Raw genomic sequence first — 19,611 nt, 5'->3', positions numbered from 1 at the left:
CAAGCGCCTCGACCGACTCGTAGATGCCGAGATCGCACAAACTCGGTCCGACCGAAGTAGCGCGGTGCTGTTTCTGTTCATCTTCACCGCCGCCTCGATTACCTTCTTTGCTCTCGGTAACAACCTCGCAGGCGCGATCCTGCTGGGGATCCCAGTATTGGCAGTGATAAAGACCATGTGGTCAACGCCGATCGGAAAGGCTCAGGCAGGCAGCAAAGCAGAGGACGGCCAGACCGATGACCCGCAGGAGTAGACGCGGAATCTGAAGCCTATGCGTCGTATCTGACTAGCCAATGGCCGCCTACCCGCCACGAACGACAGCATGGAGATCCTGCGGCAATTTTTCATCGGCAGCGCAGGCGTTCAGACATCCAAGCGTGCGAGGTGAGGCAGACGAAGCTCGAACGCATGCTCGTTGGGCCCGAGTCTGGGTAGCTGTCCGTAGCGTCGATCCCGCCTCGAACGACCAGGCGGGCCGGTGGCTCTCACTGCGTTGGTGGCAGCGTTCACACGACCGCATCGCCGGAGAACACGAGCGACAAGTCCCATCGCACTAAGTCAATCGCCGCGATTACCTGCGGATCATCGGGATCGAGCCCCTCGGCGAGCAATATCTGGCGGTCCTGTTCGTCCACGATCGATTAGACGCACGCTGGCGGCGTCCGGTTCCATCCGATGACCCGTCGGTCTGCCGCTCATCGGGTGCCGTCAGGTCGGAATGGTCATGCGAGTCGTTTCCATGGCGGGCGGTCGATAGTGGCTTGAATATCCTCCAGCGCGGTGCTGGCCTGGACAAGCTCGGCGTGCATGCGGGCGGCGAATTGGTTAGCTGCTCGGCCCCGCCAAACGAGCCTTGTCTGGTCGACTCCGTTATGGAGGTGACCGAGCTGCGTTTGTATATCCGAAATGAGTCGGTAGATCAGAGCTTCGCTCGCTTCGCGGTCTGAAGGTGTCACAGTTCTCGTCCTTTTGTCGGGCCACTACGTGTTTGTGCTCTCAGTGTGGGTGCTTTCGCCGCGAGCGCAACGAGCAAGACTTCCGCTGGAGTTAAAGGCGCAGGCCACGCTGCGAAATCTGCACCAGCTTTTTGAGCGCGGTCGCCACAGCTGGCCACAAAGACCCGGGCGAGATTGGTGTTGCCATAATTCCCTCAGAATCGGGGAGACGATCGTGTCGGCACTATTTGCGACAATCAAGATATGGGACTCGTCGATACGCCTCCGGAGCCTTTGGCGCCGAAAGTCGCGGTGTATACCGACCGTGAAAGTCTGCCCACAGCCTTGAGTGCGGCTGCCCAAAGTGGCATTGCTGTGGTCGTGCGCGACCAGTCAAAGGCTCAGCAGATCCGGCAGGCGCTGGGCAATCGCCGAGATTCCACAGTCATCGTCGATCCTGGCCGGTGGCGGCATACGTCGGGCACGCCATCGCGGCCCCTTGATCTGCCGCCCGACGGGCTGACCGCGATGAGCCAGGCCACATGGGCGAGCACCTATTTGGGTGCGAGCAATGCCGACGCCGTCTTCACACCATCGCTGTTCATCGAAACAGGAGATTGGGCGGCGCTACAGGCATTGCGTGATGCACTGGCGGTCGGATTGCCGGGCGATGGAAAGGTCGTCGGTCTGATCCCCACGCATGCCTCGATGCTCGATCCGGGCGTGGTCACCCGGTTTCTGGCCGAATTGGCGCCGTTGCGGAAATCTCGGTTGGGGTTCGTGTTCGCCGGCGGGCGGGAAGCGCTGGCCAACAGCGATCGGGTCGCGGCCCTACAGACCGTGCTGCGCCATCATCCGGGTGCCTGGCTTCTCGGTGTCGATGCGCTGATCGCCTCGGATGCGTTGTGCGCCGGCGCCGGGCTGGTCGCGGTCGGGATTCGTTCGGGCATGCGATGGCCGGCAGCCCCGGGCACTTCGTCCAACAACGGTTTCGCGATCGGGCACGTGCCAGGATGCTTTCACCGTGACCTGTTGACCTACCGCAGCCCCGTAGTTTACGGGCACTGGTATCTGGACTCGGTGCCCTCGGCGTGCGCGGTGTGCGGGCTCCCACCCACCAAGTACTTGCCGTCCGAGGACGACAAGAACCGAATCCTCGCCCACAACGTGCACGCTGCGGCGTACCTGTGCGCCGAGCTGATGTTGCTGGAACCAGACGAGCGGCACGCCTGGCTCAGCTCGGAGCGGACCGAAGCTGCTGACCGCTACCGCGAGCTGGACCGGTCACAGCGCGAGGTGGATATTGACCGGACCCTGGTGGCGTTGATCCGACGGGATCTGCCTGGCTGGACTGCGCCGGCGTGGGCTGAGCCCTGAGCCATGCGCGGTAAGCACTTTCGTTGACCTGCCAACGGCCGGGTGTGTAGTAGCGATGCCGAACCGGTTCGGCGACCACGAGTTCGATGGCCCCGTAGGCGGTCAACGACCAGACCCCGGTGCCTTGGAAAGATGCCTGCCAGGCGATCTCATCGAAGTCGGCGGGCACCTGGTCTAGGACGATCATCCGCTGCGCCACCCGGGTAAAAGGTGCCGTCCGTTTGAGCAGCGGCTCAAGCCGTCGACCCCACACCACCACCGCCGCGATCTCTGCTACTGGTCGGCACAGTCGAGTCACCCACACTCCGTCGCGGCGCACCGCGGCGGCAGGAATCCGCTCGAGCGCCCACCGTTCACCAGCATCGAGGTCAGCGACCCGCACAGGCTGGTCCAGCGGAAGATTCATCAGGACGTCGAGCATCCACATTTGAGTGATCGCACCCAACCCGCTGAGGCAGCGACGCTCGTGCTCACCGGCATCGATGCGCACAAAAGCGTCACCACGGCCGCCGGTGATGCGGGCCGCCTGGGCAACGTAGACCGCCGGATTGCCGCCGATCAGACTGCCCATGGCGCCGATCATCGCGCCGCGATCAGCCACAGGTCCCATGGGAATCTCTCTTTGCGCACCTCTACCAGTCAACTATTTTCAACTATTATACGAAATCGATAAGGTATCGGCCCAACTTTCTCCTCGTATTTCACATGGTTCGGCCGCATATATCAATTTTGATTCAATTCTTGTGGAGTTGGCGCCTGTAGGTGAGACTGCCAACGTGGCCACCTCTGATGGCACCGATCCCGGTGTTCTCACCTACCGCCAAGCGGCTGACCTGCTGGGCTGTGAGGAAAACACCATCCGTACCCGCGTGGAGAAGCAGCGCCGTTACCGCAAGGTACCCGGTTCGACACGGCCGGCACGGGTGTATGCCCAGGAGATCGTGGAGGAACGTGCCGCGCTACTTCGCAGGCTCAAGGCCCGTGAGCTCACCGACGCCGCAGTAACACCATCGATTCCGCAGTCATCCGATGATGCGCAGCAACGACTGATTGACCAGATAGCCCAACTGCAAGGCGAATTAGCCGCCGCTGCCGAAGTGGCACGAGTGCTGCTCATATCCGACACATCCAAAAATGAGCTCCTGCGGCAGTACCTATACGAGAACAAGGATTGGTGATGGCGACCGCGGTGAGCGGTAGGTCGCCAGTAGAGGCCCTCGTGTGCAGCGGCTTAGCGCATTGAATCCGTGGTCGCATCGAGAAGTTGGCCGGCCGCGACCCCAAGGGCGTCGGCGATATCGAACAACCGCTCATAGAGGAGCCCGCGCTGTCCGAGCTCCACGCTGATCAAGACATTGCGAGTCACCCCTGAGCGCAAGGCCAAGGCCTCCTGGGTGAGGCCACGTTCCAGCCGCAAGGCGCGGATCCTGGCTCCTACGGCGCGGCGGTGGTGGGCCCACGTGGCCACCCGCTCAGGATCGTTCTGACTGGGTCGCGTAGGCACGCAACCCAGTAGCGGCAGACCGCACGGCAAAGTCTGCCCCACTAGTAGTACATTGCCGTGCTGTGACCGACTACCTGTCCGCTCCCATCACCGAGTCCGCCTCCCCGCTTGCCCTGGCTCTGCTCGACGAGCTGCGCATCTGCTTGCTGGAATGCCAGCTGGTGTTGGACGCCCTGGTTGGCGAGGTTGATCTGAACTTCGACGAGCTGGCAGCGGAGTTGTATGCGGTGCGTGAACCAGCGCGTCTGGCATTTGGCGCAGCCAGCCTGCTAGGGCAGGGGGCCGAGCTCGATGAGTCGTGGTCGAGCGGCCCATCGCGGCCCAAGGCCGTGTTCGCCCGACACGGTGCAGCTGTGCAGGCTGGTGCGGCCAGGGTGCAGCCGGTGGAGAATCTGATCGACACCGTCGAGCGCCAACTGCGTCAGGCTCCGCGAGCCGATACCGCCCCCAGGACCCATGGGCCACGTCCACGCTGCACGGCGATCACCGTGAAAACGGGTTCTCCGTGCAGCGGTTCGGTCATCTATTTGGGTTCGGGATCGTTTGCGGCCCGTTGCTACACGCACAGCACCCGCGCAGAGCGTGAGCTCTACAAGCAGCACCAGCAGGCTCAGAATGTTGCGATAGAACGTGCCTGGGGACAGCGTCGGGAGCGCCTACGCCTGGCCGGCGGTGAAGTCGCCGCAGAATGGCTTCAACGTCGAGACGTCGATAGACCCTGGCTACATGCCCTCACCGACGGCTAAGCGCATGGGGCCGCTCGGATGCGCCGGGCGCCGGGCGCCGGGCGCATTGAAACGCAGTCAGAAATACCGAAAAGCCGAAGCTGCAGTACTTCCCAGCCGTACCGCCAAGTGTCTCCCCGCGTGAGCATTCGATGACCGTCATGCGGGCGTCGTTGTGGTGACGCGCCAGAAAAGCACCGTTCAAACTTCGCATGTTGCCGTCGTTGGCTCAACGGTCGAATAGTCAGCGTGGTATACGGGGTCGTGGGGATTTTCGATAAGTATCGAGCGCGGGCCGCCGAAGAACAACGAGCGCACCAGGCTCTGCAGCAATTGCGAGCGCGGTCGAATACAGCCTTGGCCAGTGTGCAGTCAGAACGCGTGGAGTTCGACTCGGCCCAAGCGATGCTCGATAGGTTCTACCGGCGCGAACATGTCGAGAACGACTGGACAAAGGTGGAAGTGCGAGTTCGCTACCTGGAGTGTCCAGAACCCGCGCCGGTCCTCGAAGCCTTCTTGCCACCCGGGTACGGCGTCCCCCTGCCCAAGCAGAGCCCCGAGATTCTCGCTGACATGCAGCACCGCTACGCAACCACCTGCCGCGCACACGCCACGCGGGAACGTTGGCGCATCCAGGAACTCGAATACGCCAAGGCCACGTTGATGCGACTACAAGCCGAGGCGTTGGCCAGGGATCTAGAGCGCCAAGCCGGCATGTGGCCACGGGGTGCCAACCTCTGCCGCGACATCGCGCAGATCCACGGCATCGAGCCACAGGTGGCCGCACAGAACACTTTCATTGAGCGCACCGTCGAGGCCTTGACGGACATCCTCGCCGACGGCCTGGCATCGGTGGGCCCGATCAAATCGAGCAGCCCCGGCGGCCCATACGATCCGCAATCCGTCGTCAACCATGCCGAATCCGCCTTGTCTGAGATGACCTTCGATTTCGACTATCACCCTGCGGCGCGGGCTGCCTACACACCGGAATCGCACCAGCTCGTCATCGAATGCGAACTGCCCGATGTCTCCGTCATCCCGAAAGCAAAGACATACCGTTATGTGAAGAGCCGCAACCAGATCACCGAAACCGCGCGGCCTGCAAGTCAAGTGAAGGCACTGTACGCGAACGCGATCGCGCAACTCACTCTGCTGTTCCTAGCCCAAACCTTCGCCTCTGATTTCGACGGTGCGATCGACGTAGCCGTTTTGAACGGCGTCGTTGACACCCCGGACCCCCGCAGCGGACAACCAGCCCGGCCATGCCTCATCACCGTCAGAGTGACCCGAGACACCTATGCCGGTATCAACCTGGCCAGCGTCGACCCGCAAGCATGCCTCAAGCACCTATCGGCAGGAGTCTCGAAGAGCCCCACCGAACTCGCGCCCGTCAAGCCGGTCCTCGAATTCTCGATGGTCGACCCAAGATTCGTCGCCGCCACCGATGCCATTAGCGCGATGGACGACCGCCCCAACCTGCTGGAGCTCAGTCCCACTGAGTTCGAAGGGCTCATCCAGAATCTCTTCACCAAGATGGGGCTGGAAGCACGTCAAACCCGCGCATCCCGGGACGGTGGAGTGGACTGCATCGCCTACGACACCCGCCCAATATTCGGCGGAAAAGTTGTCATTCAAGCAAAACGCTACAAGAACACCGTCGGTGTATCCGCAGTCCGAGACCTCTACGGGACGCTACAGAATGAGGGTGCGTCCAAGGGGATACTTGTCACGACTAGCGGCTACGGCCAGGCCTCGTTCGACTTCGCCCAGAACAAGCCGATCGAACTGATCGAAGGCGCAAACCTGCTCTACCTGCTAGAGACTCACGCCGGCGTACGAGCACGAATAGAACCACCCGATGACTGGCGCGACCCTGTTCCCGACACGCCGAACACCGCACCTGCCGACCCATAGCCAGCAGCCAACCCGAAGGACGACCCGGACCTCGTTCCGGGTACCGAGCAGAATTGTGCGACACGGCACGTCCGATACATCCCGGATGAGCCACCACCCGACGCGTGACCGTCGGTCGTCCGCCCATCCTTCGATGTTCCCAGAACTTCGCGCACCGTCCGTTGCTGCCCGCGCGCCCAACCCGGGCCGATGACTGAAACCGATGGCCCAAACTTCGATTCCCATCAACACCATCGAGTACAGCGACGCCCTCGGGGGCTGAAGCCTAGGCCTCGGTCAATGCAACGCGTTTCGTCGCCACGCCACGCCGAAGCTCACGTCGGTGGTCAGTGCACCGAGGGCCTTGCCCGACGCGACCGTGCCGATGGCTGAACTCGGATCAGAGCGGCAACGGAGTCCAGGAGGGCGTCGAGCAGGCGCTCGTGTTCGACGATGGGCGCACCGGCATGGTGGGCGGCGATCCAGCCGGCGTTGGCGACTCGCAACAGCATCTCAATCGCTTCCGGGTCACGGCAATTAGCCAGACCTTGCGCAGTCAGTGATTCCAGTTCGCCCACGGCAAGATCGGAGAACGTCTTGACGATCTCTATCCCACGTTCGCGCAGGCGTGGTTCGGTGACGCGTTCTTGGTCGGTGAACAGCCGGCGCAGGAATGGATCGCGCACGATCTCGGTATTGAGCCGCCGTACGCGATCGAGGAACATCTCCAGCGGTTCGGTTTTGTCGGTCTGTGCGACGTAGTCGATGAGCCGCTCGACACGCTCGTTCAAGGCTGCGCTGAGCACGCCGCTCTTTCCGTCGGGAAAATAGGCATAGATGGTGCCTAGTGAAATGTGAGCACGATCGGCGATCTCGCGAATTCCGGTTTTCTCGTAGCCGATTTCGCCGAACAGTGCTTGAGCGGCGGCAACGATGTCGGAATACTTCGGCGATTGCGCCGGGTCGCGTTGAGGGGATGCGGTCACTGTCTCAGGATCTCACCCCACCTCACCACGCTGGCGACAGATCACACTCTCGCTCCTCCCGTTGCATGGCTGACTGCAGATAGCCCGGATCTGCTGTCGCGGCGCATGACGGTGGATGCCATGACACGCCAGCCTAGATCTGTTATAACAAAACGATACATTTGTTCTAGTCATTCGGTGTGGAGGCGCGATGCTTCTCGGTCGGTTTGCCCCGCTCGGCGCCCAGTTCTCGGATGTGCGCCTGGGTGCCCTGATCGATCCGGGGCACCTGCTCGATGTCACCCGTGTTCTCGACGAGTTCGCCTTCCCAGCAGAGCCAATGACAGCCCTAGTCTGCGCCGGTGAACCCACGCTTGACGCGGTGCGTTCCAAGGTGCGAACGCCAGCGATGGCCGATGTACACAGCCTCGAAGAAGTGCAGCTGCTCGCTCCGTTGTCGCCATGCCGGATGCGCAACTTCAGCGTCTATGACGGCCACATCCGCAACGCGTTTCGGGCAGCTGTCGAACTGCGGGCCGGATCGGTGGCGGGCCGGGCTTTCGCCGCCGCGAACCTGGTCCCGCCCCGTCGCTGGTACCGGCGCCCGACCTACTACAAGGGCAACCACCTCTCGGTGGTTGGGCCACACGACGACATTGTGGCCCCTTCCTTCACCCAGCAACTCGACTACGAACTCGAACTCGCCGTGGTGATCGGCAAATCAGGCTCCAACGTTGCCCCATCCGACGCCGACGACCACGTCTTCGGATACACGCTGCTCAACGATGTCTCAGCGCGCGACCTCATGGCTGCAGAACTGCTTTCCGGAATGGGCCCAGCCAAGAGCAAGGACTTCGACACCGGCAATGTGCTCGGACCCTGGATCGCGACCGCTGACGAAATCGACAACCCGCGCGCATTGCGCGGTTCGGTGAATGTCAACGGTGAACGCCAAAGCCAGTGCACGACTTTCGATATGTATCACGGCATCGACGCAATCCTGTCCGAGGCGTCTCGCGGCGAGACTCTGATGCCGGGCGAAGTGATTGGAACTGGCTGCTGCACAGGCGGTTCAGGGATCGAACACAAAACTTTCCTACAGGTGGGAGATGTTGTGGAGATGACACTTGGGCCGCTGGGCACGCAACGAAACCGGATCGTCGGATGATCCACCCGGTACTGATCGTCGGTGCGGGCCCATCTGGCGCCACGATGGCGTTGCTATTGGCCCACTACGGAATTGGCAGCGTTCTGGTCGATCGCCGCTCTGAACCCTCACCGCACCCCGCCGCGCATGTGATCTCCACACGCACCGTCGAAATCCTGCGACAACTGGGACTGGAGTATGAGCTGCGGCGGCTGGGAACACCACTTCACCACCTGCGCGACATCGTTTACAGCACCACCGTGGCCGGAGCCGAACTTGGTCGCATCACCCTGCTCGACCCCGAGTCTGACGAGGCACGACATCTCGAAGCGATCAGCCCCACCCGCGCGGTCAACCTGCCCCAAAACCTGCTGGAAACACTGCTGTGGGAACGCATTGCCCAACACCCCGAGATCGACTTTCGACCGGCGACCACCTACCAAGGGCACTATCACCACCATGACAGCCGCAACACTCGAGTTGTCACCCTTCAACGCGACGCCGATGGCACCGAAACTCTTGCTGAGGCGCGCTATCTGGTCGGGGCGGACGGGGCAGGTAGCCATGTTCGCCGCAACTGCGGAATCGGGCTGCAAGGCCCCGTACTGCAACACGTGGTCGGCGTGCATTTCACCGCCGACCTCGGCCACCTGCTGTGGAACAAGCCCGCCCCGGTGATCTGGACCCACACCGGCGCCGGCGTCGCGACACTGATCGTGCACAAGATGCCCACCGAATTTGTCTTCCAATTCCCATACTTTCCACCAGCCCAGGCCGTGGAAGACTTCACCGAAGCAGTGTGCCAAGCCAAGATCCACGCAGCGCTCGGCGATCACAGCACCGACATCAATATCCGCGCTGTTCGCGGCTGGACGATGACGGCCCAGGTGGCCGACACCTTCGACAATCGGCGCTGTTTCCTGATCGGCGACGCCGCCCACCGGTTTCCCCCCACCGGGGGACTCGGACTCAACACCGGCGTGCATGACGCCCACAATCTTGCCTGGAAGGTGGCCTGGACACTCAACGCCAGTGCGCCCATGCAACTGTTGGATACCTACACCACCGAACGCCGACCGGTCGCCCTGCGCAACGCTGCCCAATCAGTGCACAACTTGGAGGGCACCTACGAGGTACTGACCGCTCTGGGGTTGCCGCGGCGCGGCACCGACGCCCTCGGGCGCCTCGCCGAATCACGCACGCTGACCACCATGCCCCGCAAAGCCCACAGCGCCGTCGTCAACGCGCTTACTGCGATGGGGACTCAACGGTTGCGCATCGCGGCGCTACCGACATGGCCTGGAACCCGAGTCCGCGCCCGAGCCGCCACGGCCATCGCCGGCCAAGCCGGCCACTATCGCAGTTGGGGCCTGGACTTGGGCGTGCAGTACCGACACGGATTCCTGTCAGGGGAAACAGAATTCGACGCCGAGGACAGTGTGCAGACATACACTCCGACAATCGCCGTCGGCGCCCGGTTACCTCACGCCTGGATAGTCAGCGCCAACGGCCGCACATCCACGTTGGACCTCATCGTCCCCGACACCCCCACCCTGATCGTTGATCTGGACCGATCGCATCCCTGGATCACCGCGGCTCGACGCAGCCCTCACCCCGTGTGCGTGCGGGCGGTCACCATTACAGATCCCGTCTACGCCGAGCTTGCTACCGGCACAATAGCGCTGCTGACTCGCCCCGACGGCCACGTCGCTGCCATCTTGCGCGGCGGAAACGGCGAGGAACGGCACAGTCTTGAGCTGGCCCTCGCGCAGCTGGGCTTAACTGGTGAGGAATGACATGTCCATGCGAATTGAACAGATCCGGTTGGTCACCTATCGCTGGGAAGCCATGCAGCGCTGGTGGTCTGCATTGCTCAACGTTGACTTCACCCCGGTCGGAGCTCGCACCGCAATAGCCGAGGGTCCCAGCTTGTCCGTCGTCCTAGAGCATTCCCCGATCACCATGAACGCCAGCAGCGAAGTCGCCGGGATCGCCACGCTCACGGTAGCTGCTTCTAGTGTCGCTGCCGCGTCGGCAACCGTGGACCGACTCAGCGCATTGGGCAGCACCGCCCTGCGGGCGACCGATGACTTGTTAGGCATCCGAGTCTGGTTCCGTGATCCCGATGGCTGCGACGTCGCGATTCGGTTGCCTTTCTATCCCGCCGCGAGCAACCCGCTCAACACCGAAGTCGACCCACTTCACATCCTCGATCTTCTGCGCACAGCCACCCGACCAGAAGACGGATCGAACACTTTGTAAAGGAGGCCGCCATGGCAGCCACGGATCCGACCTCAGCGCTGAAGGTCACCCCGCAAGATCTGGAGAACATGAAGCAGCCGAACGCCCCTGCCGCCGTGGCACACGTTGTCTTCAAAACTCCTCGGCCCGAGGCGATGGCGCTGTGGTACGGCAAGGTCCTCGATGCCATCGTCACCTTCCACCACCGACGCCTCACGTTTTTGACCTACGACAACGAACATCACCGAATAGCGCTGATCCGCACACCCGCACTGCTGAAGATTCCGGGCCAGTTGTGGCGGCTGCACCGCAAGTTCTGGGGTGTCGACCACATAGCGTTCACCTATCCCACGTTAAAAGCATTGACCACCAACTATCTTCGACTGGCCAACTGCGGGATCTACCCGGTGTGGTGCATCAACCACGGACCGACAACCTCGATGTACTACGAGGATCCCGACGGCAATCGTCTTGAACTGCAGGTTGACAACTTCACCGACAACACAGACCTCCTCAACTGGCTGGAGGGCGGCGAGTTCGCCGACAACCCCATCGGTGTTGAATTCGACCCCGATGAACTGGCCCGACTCGTTGACTCAGACGTGCCGACAGCAGAGCTGGTACGCCGTGGCTCTGCATCTCCTTGCGGCCGGCGGCCACGTGCGGGCAAGCGCACCATCCGCTGGAAGACACTCTGACACAGGCAATCAGCACTGCACCGCACCCGGCACATCCGCACCGCGAAGAATTGCGTCGAGGTGAGTATTGGCCTTGCACCGGCACCTCGCAGCGTCAGATTCCGTGTGCTCGCATGAACTTTCGTGCCGTCACGCAGCGACCCAGCGACCGTCAACCACCAGGTCGGACCGGGCGCTGTCGGCCGAGGTTCATCCACACATCGTGACGACGAGTCGTCCCCGCCACAGCCACGGGTGCGGCCCAACAATGCCCCGCGATTGTTAAGGAATACCAATGTCCGAATCACCTTCTCGGCCAAACATCGTACTCATTGTCTGCGACCAGCTTCGCGCTGATCACGTGGGCTTCGGCGGGAGTAGCTACATCCGCACGCCACACCTCGACCGCCTTGCCCGCTCGGGTACCACGTTCAGCAATGCCTATGTCGCCAACCCGATCTGCATGCCCAACCGCGCCAGCCTGCTTACTGGTCGCATGCCGTCCTCGCATGGGGTCGTGGCAAATGCCGGTGCTCTGTTCTGGACCGCCAACACCTTGCCCCGAACCATGCGCGAGGCTGGATATCGCACTGCCCTGGTCGGCAAAGCGGACTTGCAGAATGGGATCCGCAGAATCTTCGATCCCACACCAACGTCGGCCGCCGCGGTGGGCGATCCCTTCCCGCCAGGCTGGGACCGTCTCGAAGACCCCGATCGCTACCACGGCGTGCTCCAACCCGACCCGAAGGACTTCTACGGATTCGAACGGATCGCCCTGACACTGGGGCACGCCGACGCCGTGGGAGGTCACCACCTGCGCTGGGCGCTGGCACAGGGCGCCAGCTTTGAGGACTTGAGCCGTGTCGGTCCCCAACACGCTCGATACGTCAACGAGCACTGGTGGCAGATCTATCAGCCCCACCTGCCTGCCGAGTTGTACTCCACCACCTTCGTCACCGAGACCAGCATTGCCACCATCAACGAGTTCGCCGCCGGTGATCGCCCGTGGTTTCTCGAATGCTCCTTTCCCGACCCGCACCACCCGTTCACTGCACCGGGTGACTGGCACTTCCGCCACCACGCTCGCGACATCGCACTGCCTGCCAGCTACCACGACCACGGCGTCGACGCGCCCAGCCACCTCAACGAGTTTCGCTCCCTGGACCCGGCAGGACTTGTCCGGATGTTCGGGCCGACACCCGAGCAGGTGCGTGCTGCGGCGGCGGCCGAGGCCGGTGCGATCGAATTTCTCGACCACAGCATCGGGCGCATCCTGCACGCCGTCGGCGAATCCGGACAAGCCGACAACACCATCGTTGTGTTCACCGCCGACCACGGCGACATGTTCGGCGACCACGGACTCATGCTGAAAGGGATGATGCATTACGCCGGTTGTACGCGAATCCCGCTGATCTTCAACGGCCCTAACATCTCCCCGCGTCGCACGCAGGCACTGGCAAGCACCATCGACATTGCTCCCACAATTCTGCAGCTAGCCCAGATCGCGCCTTATCAGGACATCCACGGCACCAACCTGATACCGTCGTCGGCCGCCGACCAGACACCAGAGCGTACCTGCGTCTACATCGAGGAAGACTTCCCTCAAGCCGGCATGTTCGCTTTCCCCGTCCCATCGCAGGCCCGCACCCTGATCACCGACCGCTACCGCCTCACCCGCTACATCGGCGGTACCGACGTCAACGGTGAAATCTATGACCTCACAGACGATCCCACAGAATCAATCAACCGATTCAATGACCCGGCCTATGCCACGGTGCGCCGCGAACTGACCGATCAACTCATGGACCACGTCACCCGCCTCAGCACACCCGCACCGCTGGGATCACTCACGGCAACATCAGAACCGCATGAATAGCCACCCAATCGCGACCACTGCAAGCAAACCAGTCAATGTCGCGCAGTCATTCCGCCCCACGTGATACCGCGAACGAACCGTCCCAACAGCAGAACTCACACACAACAAACACCGCTTTGGCTTCACTTGTGCCACAACATCGCAACACAAGGGAGTCCTTGCAATGACCACCGCGCGAGTATGGCTCGCAACGCCTCCGGAGATCCACTCAGCGCTTCTGTCCAGCGGACCGGGACACGGCCCGCTGCTGGCTACCGCGGCCGCGTGGCAGGACCTGAGCACACAGTACGCCGCAGCCGCCGACGAACTGGCAGCGCTGCTGGCCGCAGTGCCCGCACACGCATGGGAGGGGACGAGCGCGCAACGCTATGTCGATGCGCACGCGGCCTACCTGGCCTGGTTGCGCCAGGTGAGCACTGATAGCGCCGCCACAGCCTCGCAACACCAGACCGCCGCAGCGGCTTACACCACCGCAGCCGCGACAATGCCCACCTTGACGGAGATCTCCGCCAACCGGGCGCGCCACGGCGCCCTGCTGTCGACCAACTTCTTTGGGATCAACACCATCCCGATCGCCGCCAACGAACTGGACTACGTCCGCATGTGGGTTCAAGCGGCCACCACGATGGCCACCTATTCCGCTGTCGTCGACACCGCTCTGACCTCCACGCCGAGCGTCCATCCTGCGCCTCGCATTATGAGCTCAGCAGCAGCTACCTCCGGCCGCTCGGCCCAGGCAGCCCGCCAAGACCTCGCCCACATCCCGGCCGCGGACTGCGGCGCGGCCCTCGATCGGTCTGCAGTGCTGGCCGAAGCCATCGCTCGGCACGTGCGTAGTGGCGGTACCGATGATCACGGTGAACTGCTCAAACTTCTTGTCAGCCGCATCCTGCAAGCGCTCCAGACGTGGGGTCCGCTCCTGTTCGTCATTGCCTATCAGGTGTTTTTCAACTTAGTGGGATGGCCAACCTGGGCACTTATTCTCAGCTCCCCGGCGTGGGTGCCCACGCTGACCGTGCTGGGCATTGCCGGCCTGGTCTTTCTCGTCGAGGAGATTTCCGCGGCCCCGGACCCCGCGCGCCCACCGAACAGTGCCGAGCACGCAACCGATGTGGGCGCCGGGTTGCGCGAGACCGGTGCCGCGCCGGCGCTTGCGCCCCTTCCTTCCTCCACCGCGGGCGTGGGAATCAACCATCCCAGCGTGCCGTCACCAACATCGGCGCCGCCAGTGACGCCAGCCCCGGCCGGCGCGGTGTTCTACGCCGTCACCACTGCCGCACCAGGAGAGGAAACCGGTCCGCCGCTCATCGAGACGACGTCGCAACCCACGGCGGCAGACTCCACCAGGTCTGTGTCGGCAGCAGCCCCGCCCGCTGCGCTCCAACACAAGCGCCGCCGGGCGCGGCGGACCGCACGCGGATCTGCGGGCCAGCGCACCGAACCCATGGCAATGCCGATGTCCGACGAATCATCGCCGGACAAGCCAGCACCGACGTCGATTGGGTCCGGCTCGCGTGCCGACACTCACGGGGCCAAGCGGATTCGCAAATCCAATACACGTAGCGACGCTGCAGCCGCAATGTATGTGCCCAAAAAGGACCCGCACTAAAGCATCTCGACAACCGGCACACGTATCGAGCCCGGCCTCAGGAGATGAGCACGGACGCGACAAGCGTTGTGCGCGGTCGCTAGCGAGTTAGTGGAATCGTGACGGTAACAGTCAACCCACCCGTGGTGTGGGCTGTCGCTTCCACCTCGCCACGGTGGCCTTGGACCACTGACCGCACGATGGACAGGCCGAGTCCGGCGCCGCGCCCCGGTCCCAGTCGAGGGTCACTGACACGTTCGGAGTTCGGCAGGCGGCGAAAGGGCTCGAAAAGGTCATCGACATCGCCGGGCGCGATGACTGATCCACTGTTTTCCACGATCAGGCGCGCGAACGGCCCGGTCGCGCCGACAGTGACGTGCACCCAGCCCTGCTCGGCGAGGTTGTAGCGCACCGCGTTGTCGATCAGGTTGTGAGCGACACGTTCGAGCAGCGTCAGATCCCCGGTCACATTGACCGGTTGAAGCTGCGAAGCGATCGTGACGCCAGCCCGCTCGGCGACCGGTGAAGCGATTTCGATGGCGCGCTGGGCTATCTGGGCGAGATCGACTCCTGGCCGCAAGTCGAGTTGCTGTTGACTGCTGGCCAGCACCAGCAACCCATCGATGAGCCGCTCGTTGCGCGCGTTGACACCGAGCAAGGTCGCACCCAGTTGCCGGGTGGATTCGGAGGTGTCCGGATCATCGAGGGCGACTTCGATCAGCGTGCGGTTGATCGCCAACGGCGTACGCAGTTCGTGGGACGCGTTAGCGACGAACCGTCGTTGACCGTCGAAAGAGCGGTCGAGCCGTTCCAACATCGCATCGAACGTATCGGCGAGATCCTTGATCTCGTCGAACGGACCGTCCAGTGCAATACGTTCGTGCAGGCTGCGATCGGCCACGCGTCGAGCGGTGGCCGTGATCTGCTGCAAAGGATGCAGCACCCGACCCGCCAGCAGCCAGCCCAGCCCGGCGGCCGCGACGCCCATGACCAAGAGCGCTACCAGCGAACGCACCAACAGTGCTCGCAGCGTCTCTGCGCGTTCCTGAGCGGCTTGCTCATTGACCGCAGCAAAGATCCGGTCGGCGACGGGATGATCGCCGGTCCCTCGATTGCCAAGGAATCGTCCGACCGTCTCCTGCATGCCAGTGCCGGGCGGATGCTGAAGTGACTGCTGCACATTGAGGTACACCGCGGCGATCAGGATCGCTCCGCAGATAAAGAACGCGCCCGCGTAGAGCGCCGTGAGGCGCAGTCGAATTGTTGTCTTTCGTTTGCCGTTCACGGGATGCGGTACCCCACACCGGGTTCGGTTTCGATCACCGGCGGTTCTCCCAACTTTCGGCGCAGCATCATGATGGTGTAGCGAACCACCCCGGTGAATGGGTCGATGTGCTCATCCCACGCTTTTTCCAGAAGCTGTTCTGCCGACACGATCCCTCCCTCAGCGCGCAGAAGTTCAGCCAGCACTGCGAACTCTTTGCGGGACAGCGACACCGAATGACTGTCGCGATCCACAGTTTGGCGATAAGGGTCTAGCCGAATACCACTTCGCTCCAGCACTGGAGGCACCGCCGGCCGGGAACGTCGCGCCAGCGCTTGCACCCTCGCTGTCAATTCCGCGAAGGCAAAAGGCTTTGTGAGGTAGTCGTCGGCACCCAGGCCCAACCCGCTGACTCGATCCGAGATGGCGGTGGCAGCGGTCAGCATCAAGATCCTGGCCAGGATTGCGCTTTGGGCCAAAGAGGTGCACACCTCATCGCCGGGCACCATCGGCAAGTCGCGATCCAACACGATGACGTCGTAGTCGTTGACCGTGGCTCTCTCCAGCGCGGCGGCGCCGTCGTAAACCACATCCACTGCCATCGAGTGGCGGCGCAGGCCCGAGGCGATCGCATCGGCCAGCAACCGCTCGTCTTCCACCACCAGCACCCGCATGACGACATCCTGCCCATTCCACGAATCAGCGCAGCGTGAGCAGCGCTGAGGACGAGGCGCGCCGGGCCTGAGCTGGCCCGACGCGCCTCCTATTTCCCCCGACGAATTAGATGAGCCCGGGCCCCGGGAGGCCAAAGCCTGCCCCGGGAAGCAAGCCCAGCCCAGAAGCCGGACCGCCGAAACCGCCCAACCCGGGGCCGGGCAGGACCCCCACACCGGGGGCTCCGACACCGGGACCGGGCAGCAAACCCGGACCTGGTGCACCGAGCCCGGCGCCGGGAAGCAGGCCCAGACCCGACGCGGGCCCACCGAAACCTCCCAGGCCCGGGCCCGGGAGGATCCCGGGTCCGGGTGCACCCCAGCCCGGTCCCGGATCGGCCCCGGCCACGCCGGCGGAAGCGGCGATCGGCAGCGCCGACAGCGCAGCGGCGCCGATCGCGATTTTCAATGCCCGGCTGGCCACAACACGTAGCTTTGTCACTTCGTTGCCTCCTCAATTCCTGCAGAAGCGAAATCGCTTCTACTCATCCCAGGGTCGCGGCGAGCCCGTTTGGCCGGTGTGAGGTCAACAACCCCGTCCCCTTCAGTGGACCTGTTCACGGCTTGTGCCGCATATCTCCGCACAGCGCGCACGCGCGAAACATCCTCTGCCATTGCGGACCTCCCACGTGCGGAGTTCACCTTCTGCCAAGTCCCTACCTGCTGGAGATCAATCCGCCGAACCCATTCAACCGAATCCACTATAACAATATGATATATTTGTTTCAGTGAGGTCGTGCGGGGCCGGGCATGAGCCCGGTGGCTATCGCGAGGAGGCCAGGTGCTGGAGCCGCGGCGATCCGGACGGCTGGAAAGCTATATCGGCAGGGTCGACTACGGGCGTGCGTGCACGCCCAACAAGTATTCGCGAGCCAACTGCGCGGCCCCCACCGCGACAGACAGGTCCTCATCGACCCTTCCACTGCCCTACAACGTCGTGGAAGCACTCGATGCGGAGGCGGCTACCTCACCCATCAGGGTTCGCATGCTCAGTGGATGGTCGCGCTCGAGTGACATCGTCATGACGGTCATTGGCACGATCGGGTTCGTGCTTGTCACGGGCGCCCTCATCGTGGCGGTGCTGCTGACGGGCGACACCAAACCCCGCGTCGTCATCGTCGATCCCGCACCTACGCCGCCGGCTATATCTACGGCCAGGCCCCCGACATCCGCGCCACCCAAGACACCCTCAAGCGAGCCGATACCCACGCCGTCCGCGCCGACACCGTCCACGGACATAGCACCTTGGCCACCGCCACCGCCGACGAGTTCGCCATCACCGTCTGCCAGGCCCGGGCTGTTTCCGCGACTATTCCCGCGCCATCGTCTGCCCCTGCTGTCCCCGGCGCCTTAACGTCAGCAACCCCTAGCGCCGACCAAACGTCTGAGAGTGTGCACTTGGGAATCGGCCCGCCCAACCAGCGGCACCGATACCCATCGAAAGGGGCAAATCATGGAACTTTCATCGATTCTCAAACCCGCCATGACGCTCGTCGCATCATCTTGCATCGCCCTTATGGGATTGAGTACGGGAGTAGCTGCCGCCAAACCCCTCGACCCGGTGATCAACACCACCTGCAACTACGACCAGATCGTCGCCGCCCTGCGCGTCGAGGCACCAGAGCTGGCAGGCGTCCTGGACGCCAACCCCGAGGCGCAAGCCAAACTTCACGAACTCGTCGCCCTCTCGCCCGACCAACGCAGACAACGCATCGACCAACGCCTCGCCGCCAATCCGGACTGGCGCACCACCCTGGACCAGAAGCGAGCAACACCCCAAGGCCAAGAGAAAGAAAAAATGCTGCTCCGGGTCGCCAACACCTGCCACAACTACTAGGAAACAGGTACGGCTGGCTTGGCGGGCAGCCAGGCTCACGAGCCTGCGAATCCGCCATCCCGTTTGATGTGGAGTAGGCAACAACCCCAGTCACTATCAGCCCACACACGCCGTTAAAACTCATGCGGGAGAATATCTCTCGCCAATGCAGGGCCGACAGGACTCTGAGGAGGCTGGCCAATACGTTAGGTTCTGGGCCCGGTGTCTGCACCGGGCCCAGGCGTTTGACCGTCATCGACGGAAGCAATCCACACCAACCTGGCCGACGCCTATTCGGCCGGTATTTGCGAGGTAATGGCACCGACTGGCAGGCAGTGGGTTTGGGACGGCATTGCCTAACCCGCAACCGGTTCGGAATCACCGGGAGGCGGACCAGTCCGGTGACGCACCGACGTGATGGCTTGATGGTGTCGCGTTGAATGCTCAGTGCTGTGATCGTGGTCGCCAGGCTGTCGTAGTGACAGGCCAGCAAGCACCTTCGATCAGCTGATGGTCGTTCAGGTGCTGGGTTAGCTGTGCCCAGGTGGCATCGTCAACGTCCCCGTGGTCGTGGTCGAGTAGCGAGTCGACCGCGGTCAGGATGGCGCGGGCGACGACCAGTAGCCTCAGGTGATCCTGCTCTCGAGTGACGGTGATGATGTGCGGGCGGTGGTATGGCCAGCCGGGCCGGTTGTAGTCCGGTGGCAGGCGCCCGGGTGGCCAGTTGACATTGAGGGCGGTGATGGCCCCCACAAGCGTGGTGAGTGTGGTAACCAGGTCGGCCAATTCGGCGCCGTGAACATTGCGGTGCGGGGCCACCATGCACCGTTGATGCCGCGCAGTTCACTGGCGACCGATACTCGGACGAGGCCGCCGGGGGTGGGCGGGTA

General features: G+C 63.1%; 20 protein-coding genes. 12 read left to right on the top strand and 8 right to left on the bottom strand.

Annotated features, from left to right (window positions below):
• The coding region (locus ACRCUN_RS22840) for a hypothetical protein (RefSeq protein WP_462143894.1) at positions 1–253 on the top strand (253 nt) is incomplete at its 5' end.
• A 253-nt stretch (positions 254–506) separates the two neighbouring features.
• Here ACRCUN_RS22840 and ACRCUN_RS22835 read toward each other — a convergent pair.
• Positions 507–635: a hypothetical protein gene (locus ACRCUN_RS22835; RefSeq protein ID WP_462143893.1), complete on the bottom strand. Its 129-nt coding sequence runs from the start codon at positions 633–635 to the stop codon at positions 507–509.
• Between the two features lie 681 nt (positions 636–1,316).
• On the opposite strand from ACRCUN_RS22835, the gene ACRCUN_RS22830 reads away from it, so the two are divergent.
• Both ACRCUN_RS22830 and ACRCUN_RS22825 read left to right on the top strand, forming a co-directional pair.
• A complete protein-coding gene (locus tag ACRCUN_RS22830; RefSeq protein WP_462143892.1) occupies positions 1,317–2,312 on the top strand; it encodes a hypothetical protein in 996 nt (331 codons plus the stop codon).
• Between the two features lie 608 nt (positions 2,313–2,920).
• Positions 2,921–3,490 carry a hypothetical protein gene (locus ACRCUN_RS22825; protein WP_462143891.1) on the top strand — a complete coding sequence of 190 codons (570 nt, stop codon included), beginning with the start codon at positions 2,921–2,923 and terminating at the stop codon, positions 3,488–3,490.
• A 53-nt stretch (positions 3,491–3,543) separates the two neighbouring features.
• Here the strand turns inward: ACRCUN_RS22825 and ACRCUN_RS22820 are convergent, their stop codons facing one another.
• The gene (locus ACRCUN_RS22820; protein ID WP_462143890.1) at positions 3,544–3,816 is read right to left on the bottom strand and encodes a helix-turn-helix domain-containing protein; all 273 of its coding nucleotides are present in this window, start codon (positions 3,814–3,816) and stop codon (positions 3,544–3,546) included.
• 62 nt (positions 3,817–3,878) lie between these two features.
• Here ACRCUN_RS22820 and ACRCUN_RS22815 point away from each other — a divergent pair, with 62 nt between their 5' ends.
• Together ACRCUN_RS22815 and ACRCUN_RS22810 are read left to right on the top strand one after the other, a co-directional pair.
• Positions 3,879–4,562, top strand: coding sequence for a hypothetical protein (locus ACRCUN_RS22815; RefSeq protein WP_462143889.1), 684 nt, complete (start codon positions 3,879–3,881; stop codon positions 4,560–4,562).
• Between the two features lie 756 nt (positions 4,563–5,318).
• Positions 5,319–6,455, top strand: coding sequence for a restriction endonuclease (locus tag ACRCUN_RS22810; RefSeq protein ID WP_462143888.1), 1,137 nt, complete (start codon positions 5,319–5,321; stop codon positions 6,453–6,455).
• 326 nt (positions 6,456–6,781) lie between these two features.
• Here the strand turns inward: ACRCUN_RS22810 and ACRCUN_RS22805 are convergent, their stop codons facing one another.
• Positions 6,782–7,420, bottom strand: a complete 639-nt coding sequence (locus ACRCUN_RS22805) for a TetR/AcrR family transcriptional regulator (RefSeq protein WP_462143887.1) — start codon at positions 7,418–7,420, stop codon at positions 6,782–6,784.
• 190 nt (positions 7,421–7,610) lie between these two features.
• On the opposite strand from ACRCUN_RS22805, the gene ACRCUN_RS22800 reads away from it, so the two are divergent.
• From ACRCUN_RS22800 to ACRCUN_RS22775, 6 genes are all read left to right on the top strand, one after another.
• A complete protein-coding gene (locus tag ACRCUN_RS22800) occupies positions 7,611–8,567 on the top strand; it encodes a fumarylacetoacetate hydrolase family protein (RefSeq protein ID WP_462143886.1) in 957 nt (318 codons plus the stop codon).
• Complete coding sequence (locus ACRCUN_RS22795) at positions 8,564–10,342, top strand: FAD-dependent monooxygenase (RefSeq protein ID WP_462143885.1); 1,779 nt, start codon at positions 8,564–8,566, stop codon at positions 10,340–10,342. Before ACRCUN_RS22800 ends, ACRCUN_RS22795 begins: the two co-directional genes overlap by 4 nt.
• Position 10,343: 1 nt before the next feature.
• A complete protein-coding gene (locus ACRCUN_RS22790; protein WP_462143884.1) occupies positions 10,344–10,808 on the top strand; it encodes a hypothetical protein in 465 nt (154 codons plus the stop codon).
• An 11-nt stretch (positions 10,809–10,819) separates the two neighbouring features.
• Positions 10,820–11,485 carry a VOC family protein gene (locus ACRCUN_RS22785; protein ID WP_462143883.1) on the top strand — a complete coding sequence of 222 codons (666 nt, stop codon included), beginning with the start codon at positions 10,820–10,822 and terminating at the stop codon, positions 11,483–11,485.
• A 274-nt stretch (positions 11,486–11,759) separates the two neighbouring features.
• The gene (locus ACRCUN_RS22780) at positions 11,760–13,340 is read left to right on the top strand and encodes a sulfatase family protein (RefSeq protein WP_462143882.1); all 1,581 of its coding nucleotides are present in this window, start codon (positions 11,760–11,762) and stop codon (positions 13,338–13,340) included.
• A 163-nt stretch (positions 13,341–13,503) separates the two neighbouring features.
• Positions 13,504–14,949, top strand: a complete 1,446-nt coding sequence (locus tag ACRCUN_RS22775) for a PPE family protein (protein ID WP_462143881.1) — start codon at positions 13,504–13,506, stop codon at positions 14,947–14,949.
• A 79-nt stretch (positions 14,950–15,028) separates the two neighbouring features.
• Here the strand turns inward: ACRCUN_RS22775 and ACRCUN_RS22770 are convergent, their stop codons facing one another.
• The 4 genes from ACRCUN_RS22770 to ACRCUN_RS22755 form a co-directional block, all read right to left on the bottom strand.
• The gene (locus ACRCUN_RS22770) at positions 15,029–16,213 is read right to left on the bottom strand and encodes a sensor histidine kinase (protein ID WP_462143880.1); all 1,185 of its coding nucleotides are present in this window, start codon (positions 16,211–16,213) and stop codon (positions 15,029–15,031) included.
• Positions 16,210–16,866, bottom strand: a complete 657-nt coding sequence (locus tag ACRCUN_RS22765; protein WP_067843802.1) for a response regulator transcription factor — start codon at positions 16,864–16,866, stop codon at positions 16,210–16,212. The genes ACRCUN_RS22770 and ACRCUN_RS22765 overlap by 4 nt, the downstream gene beginning before the upstream one ends.
• A 106-nt stretch (positions 16,867–16,972) precedes the next feature.
• Positions 16,973–17,347, bottom strand: coding sequence for a hypothetical protein (locus ACRCUN_RS22760; protein WP_067843799.1), 375 nt, complete (start codon positions 17,345–17,347; stop codon positions 16,973–16,975).
• 485 nt (positions 17,348–17,832) lie between these two features.
• Positions 17,833–18,144 (bottom strand): hypothetical protein, encoded by a 312-nt coding sequence (locus ACRCUN_RS22755; RefSeq protein ID WP_462143879.1) that lies wholly within the window; start codon positions 18,142–18,144, stop codon positions 17,833–17,835.
• A 214-nt stretch (positions 18,145–18,358) separates the two neighbouring features.
• Between ACRCUN_RS22755 and ACRCUN_RS22750 the strand changes: the two genes are divergently transcribed.
• Positions 18,359–18,742 carry a hemophore-related protein gene (locus ACRCUN_RS22750; protein WP_462143878.1) on the top strand — a complete coding sequence of 128 codons (384 nt, stop codon included), beginning with the start codon at positions 18,359–18,361 and terminating at the stop codon, positions 18,740–18,742.
• 423 nt (positions 18,743–19,165) lie between these two features.
• Here ACRCUN_RS22750 and ACRCUN_RS22745 read toward each other — a convergent pair whose 3' ends face one another.
• Positions 19,166–19,543, bottom strand: coding sequence for a DUF5994 family protein (locus ACRCUN_RS22745; RefSeq protein ID WP_462143877.1), 378 nt, complete (start codon positions 19,541–19,543; stop codon positions 19,166–19,168).
• Positions 19,544–19,611: the final 68 nt, after the last annotated feature.

It is taken from the genome of Mycobacterium venezuelense, assembly GCF_054919535.1.
Note: the sequence above shows the minus strand (reverse complement) of the source record. Positions and strands in the feature narration are given on the sequence as shown.

What these genes read in the sequence shown, in the direction of transcription:
- ACRCUN_RS22775 (WP_462143881.1), top strand. Translation starts at nt 13,504, where the DNA reads ATGACCACCGCGCGAGTATGGCTCGCAACGCCTCCGGAGATCCACTCA.
- ACRCUN_RS22785 (WP_462143883.1), top strand. Translation starts at nt 10,820, where the DNA reads ATGGCAGCCACGGATCCGACCTCAGCGCTGAAGGTCACCCCGCAAGAT.
- ACRCUN_RS22825 (WP_462143891.1), top strand. Translation starts at nt 2,921, where the DNA reads ATGGGAATCTCTCTTTGCGCACCTCTACCAGTCAACTATTTTCAACTA.
- ACRCUN_RS22755 (WP_462143879.1), bottom strand. Translation starts at nt 18,144, where the DNA reads ATGTCCGTGGACGGTGTCGGCGCGGACGGCGTGGGTATCGGCTCGCTT.
- ACRCUN_RS22780 (WP_462143882.1), top strand. Translation starts at nt 11,760, where the DNA reads ATGTCCGAATCACCTTCTCGGCCAAACATCGTACTCATTGTCTGCGAC.
- ACRCUN_RS22750 (WP_462143878.1), top strand. Translation starts at nt 18,359, where the DNA reads ATGGAACTTTCATCGATTCTCAAACCCGCCATGACGCTCGTCGCATCA.
- ACRCUN_RS22745 (WP_462143877.1), bottom strand. Translation starts at nt 19,543, where the DNA reads ATGGTGGCCCCGCACCGCAATGTTCACGGCGCCGAATTGGCCGACCTG.
- ACRCUN_RS22765 (WP_067843802.1), bottom strand. Translation starts at nt 16,866, where the DNA reads ATGCGGGTGCTGGTGGTGGAAGACGAGCGGTTGCTGGCCGATGCGATC.
- ACRCUN_RS22800 (WP_462143886.1), top strand. Translation starts at nt 7,611, where the DNA reads ATGCTTCTCGGTCGGTTTGCCCCGCTCGGCGCCCAGTTCTCGGATGTG.
- ACRCUN_RS22795 (WP_462143885.1), top strand. Translation starts at nt 8,564, where the DNA reads ATGATCCACCCGGTACTGATCGTCGGTGCGGGCCCATCTGGCGCCACG.
- ACRCUN_RS22790 (WP_462143884.1), top strand. Translation starts at nt 10,344, where the DNA reads ATGTCCATGCGAATTGAACAGATCCGGTTGGTCACCTATCGCTGGGAA.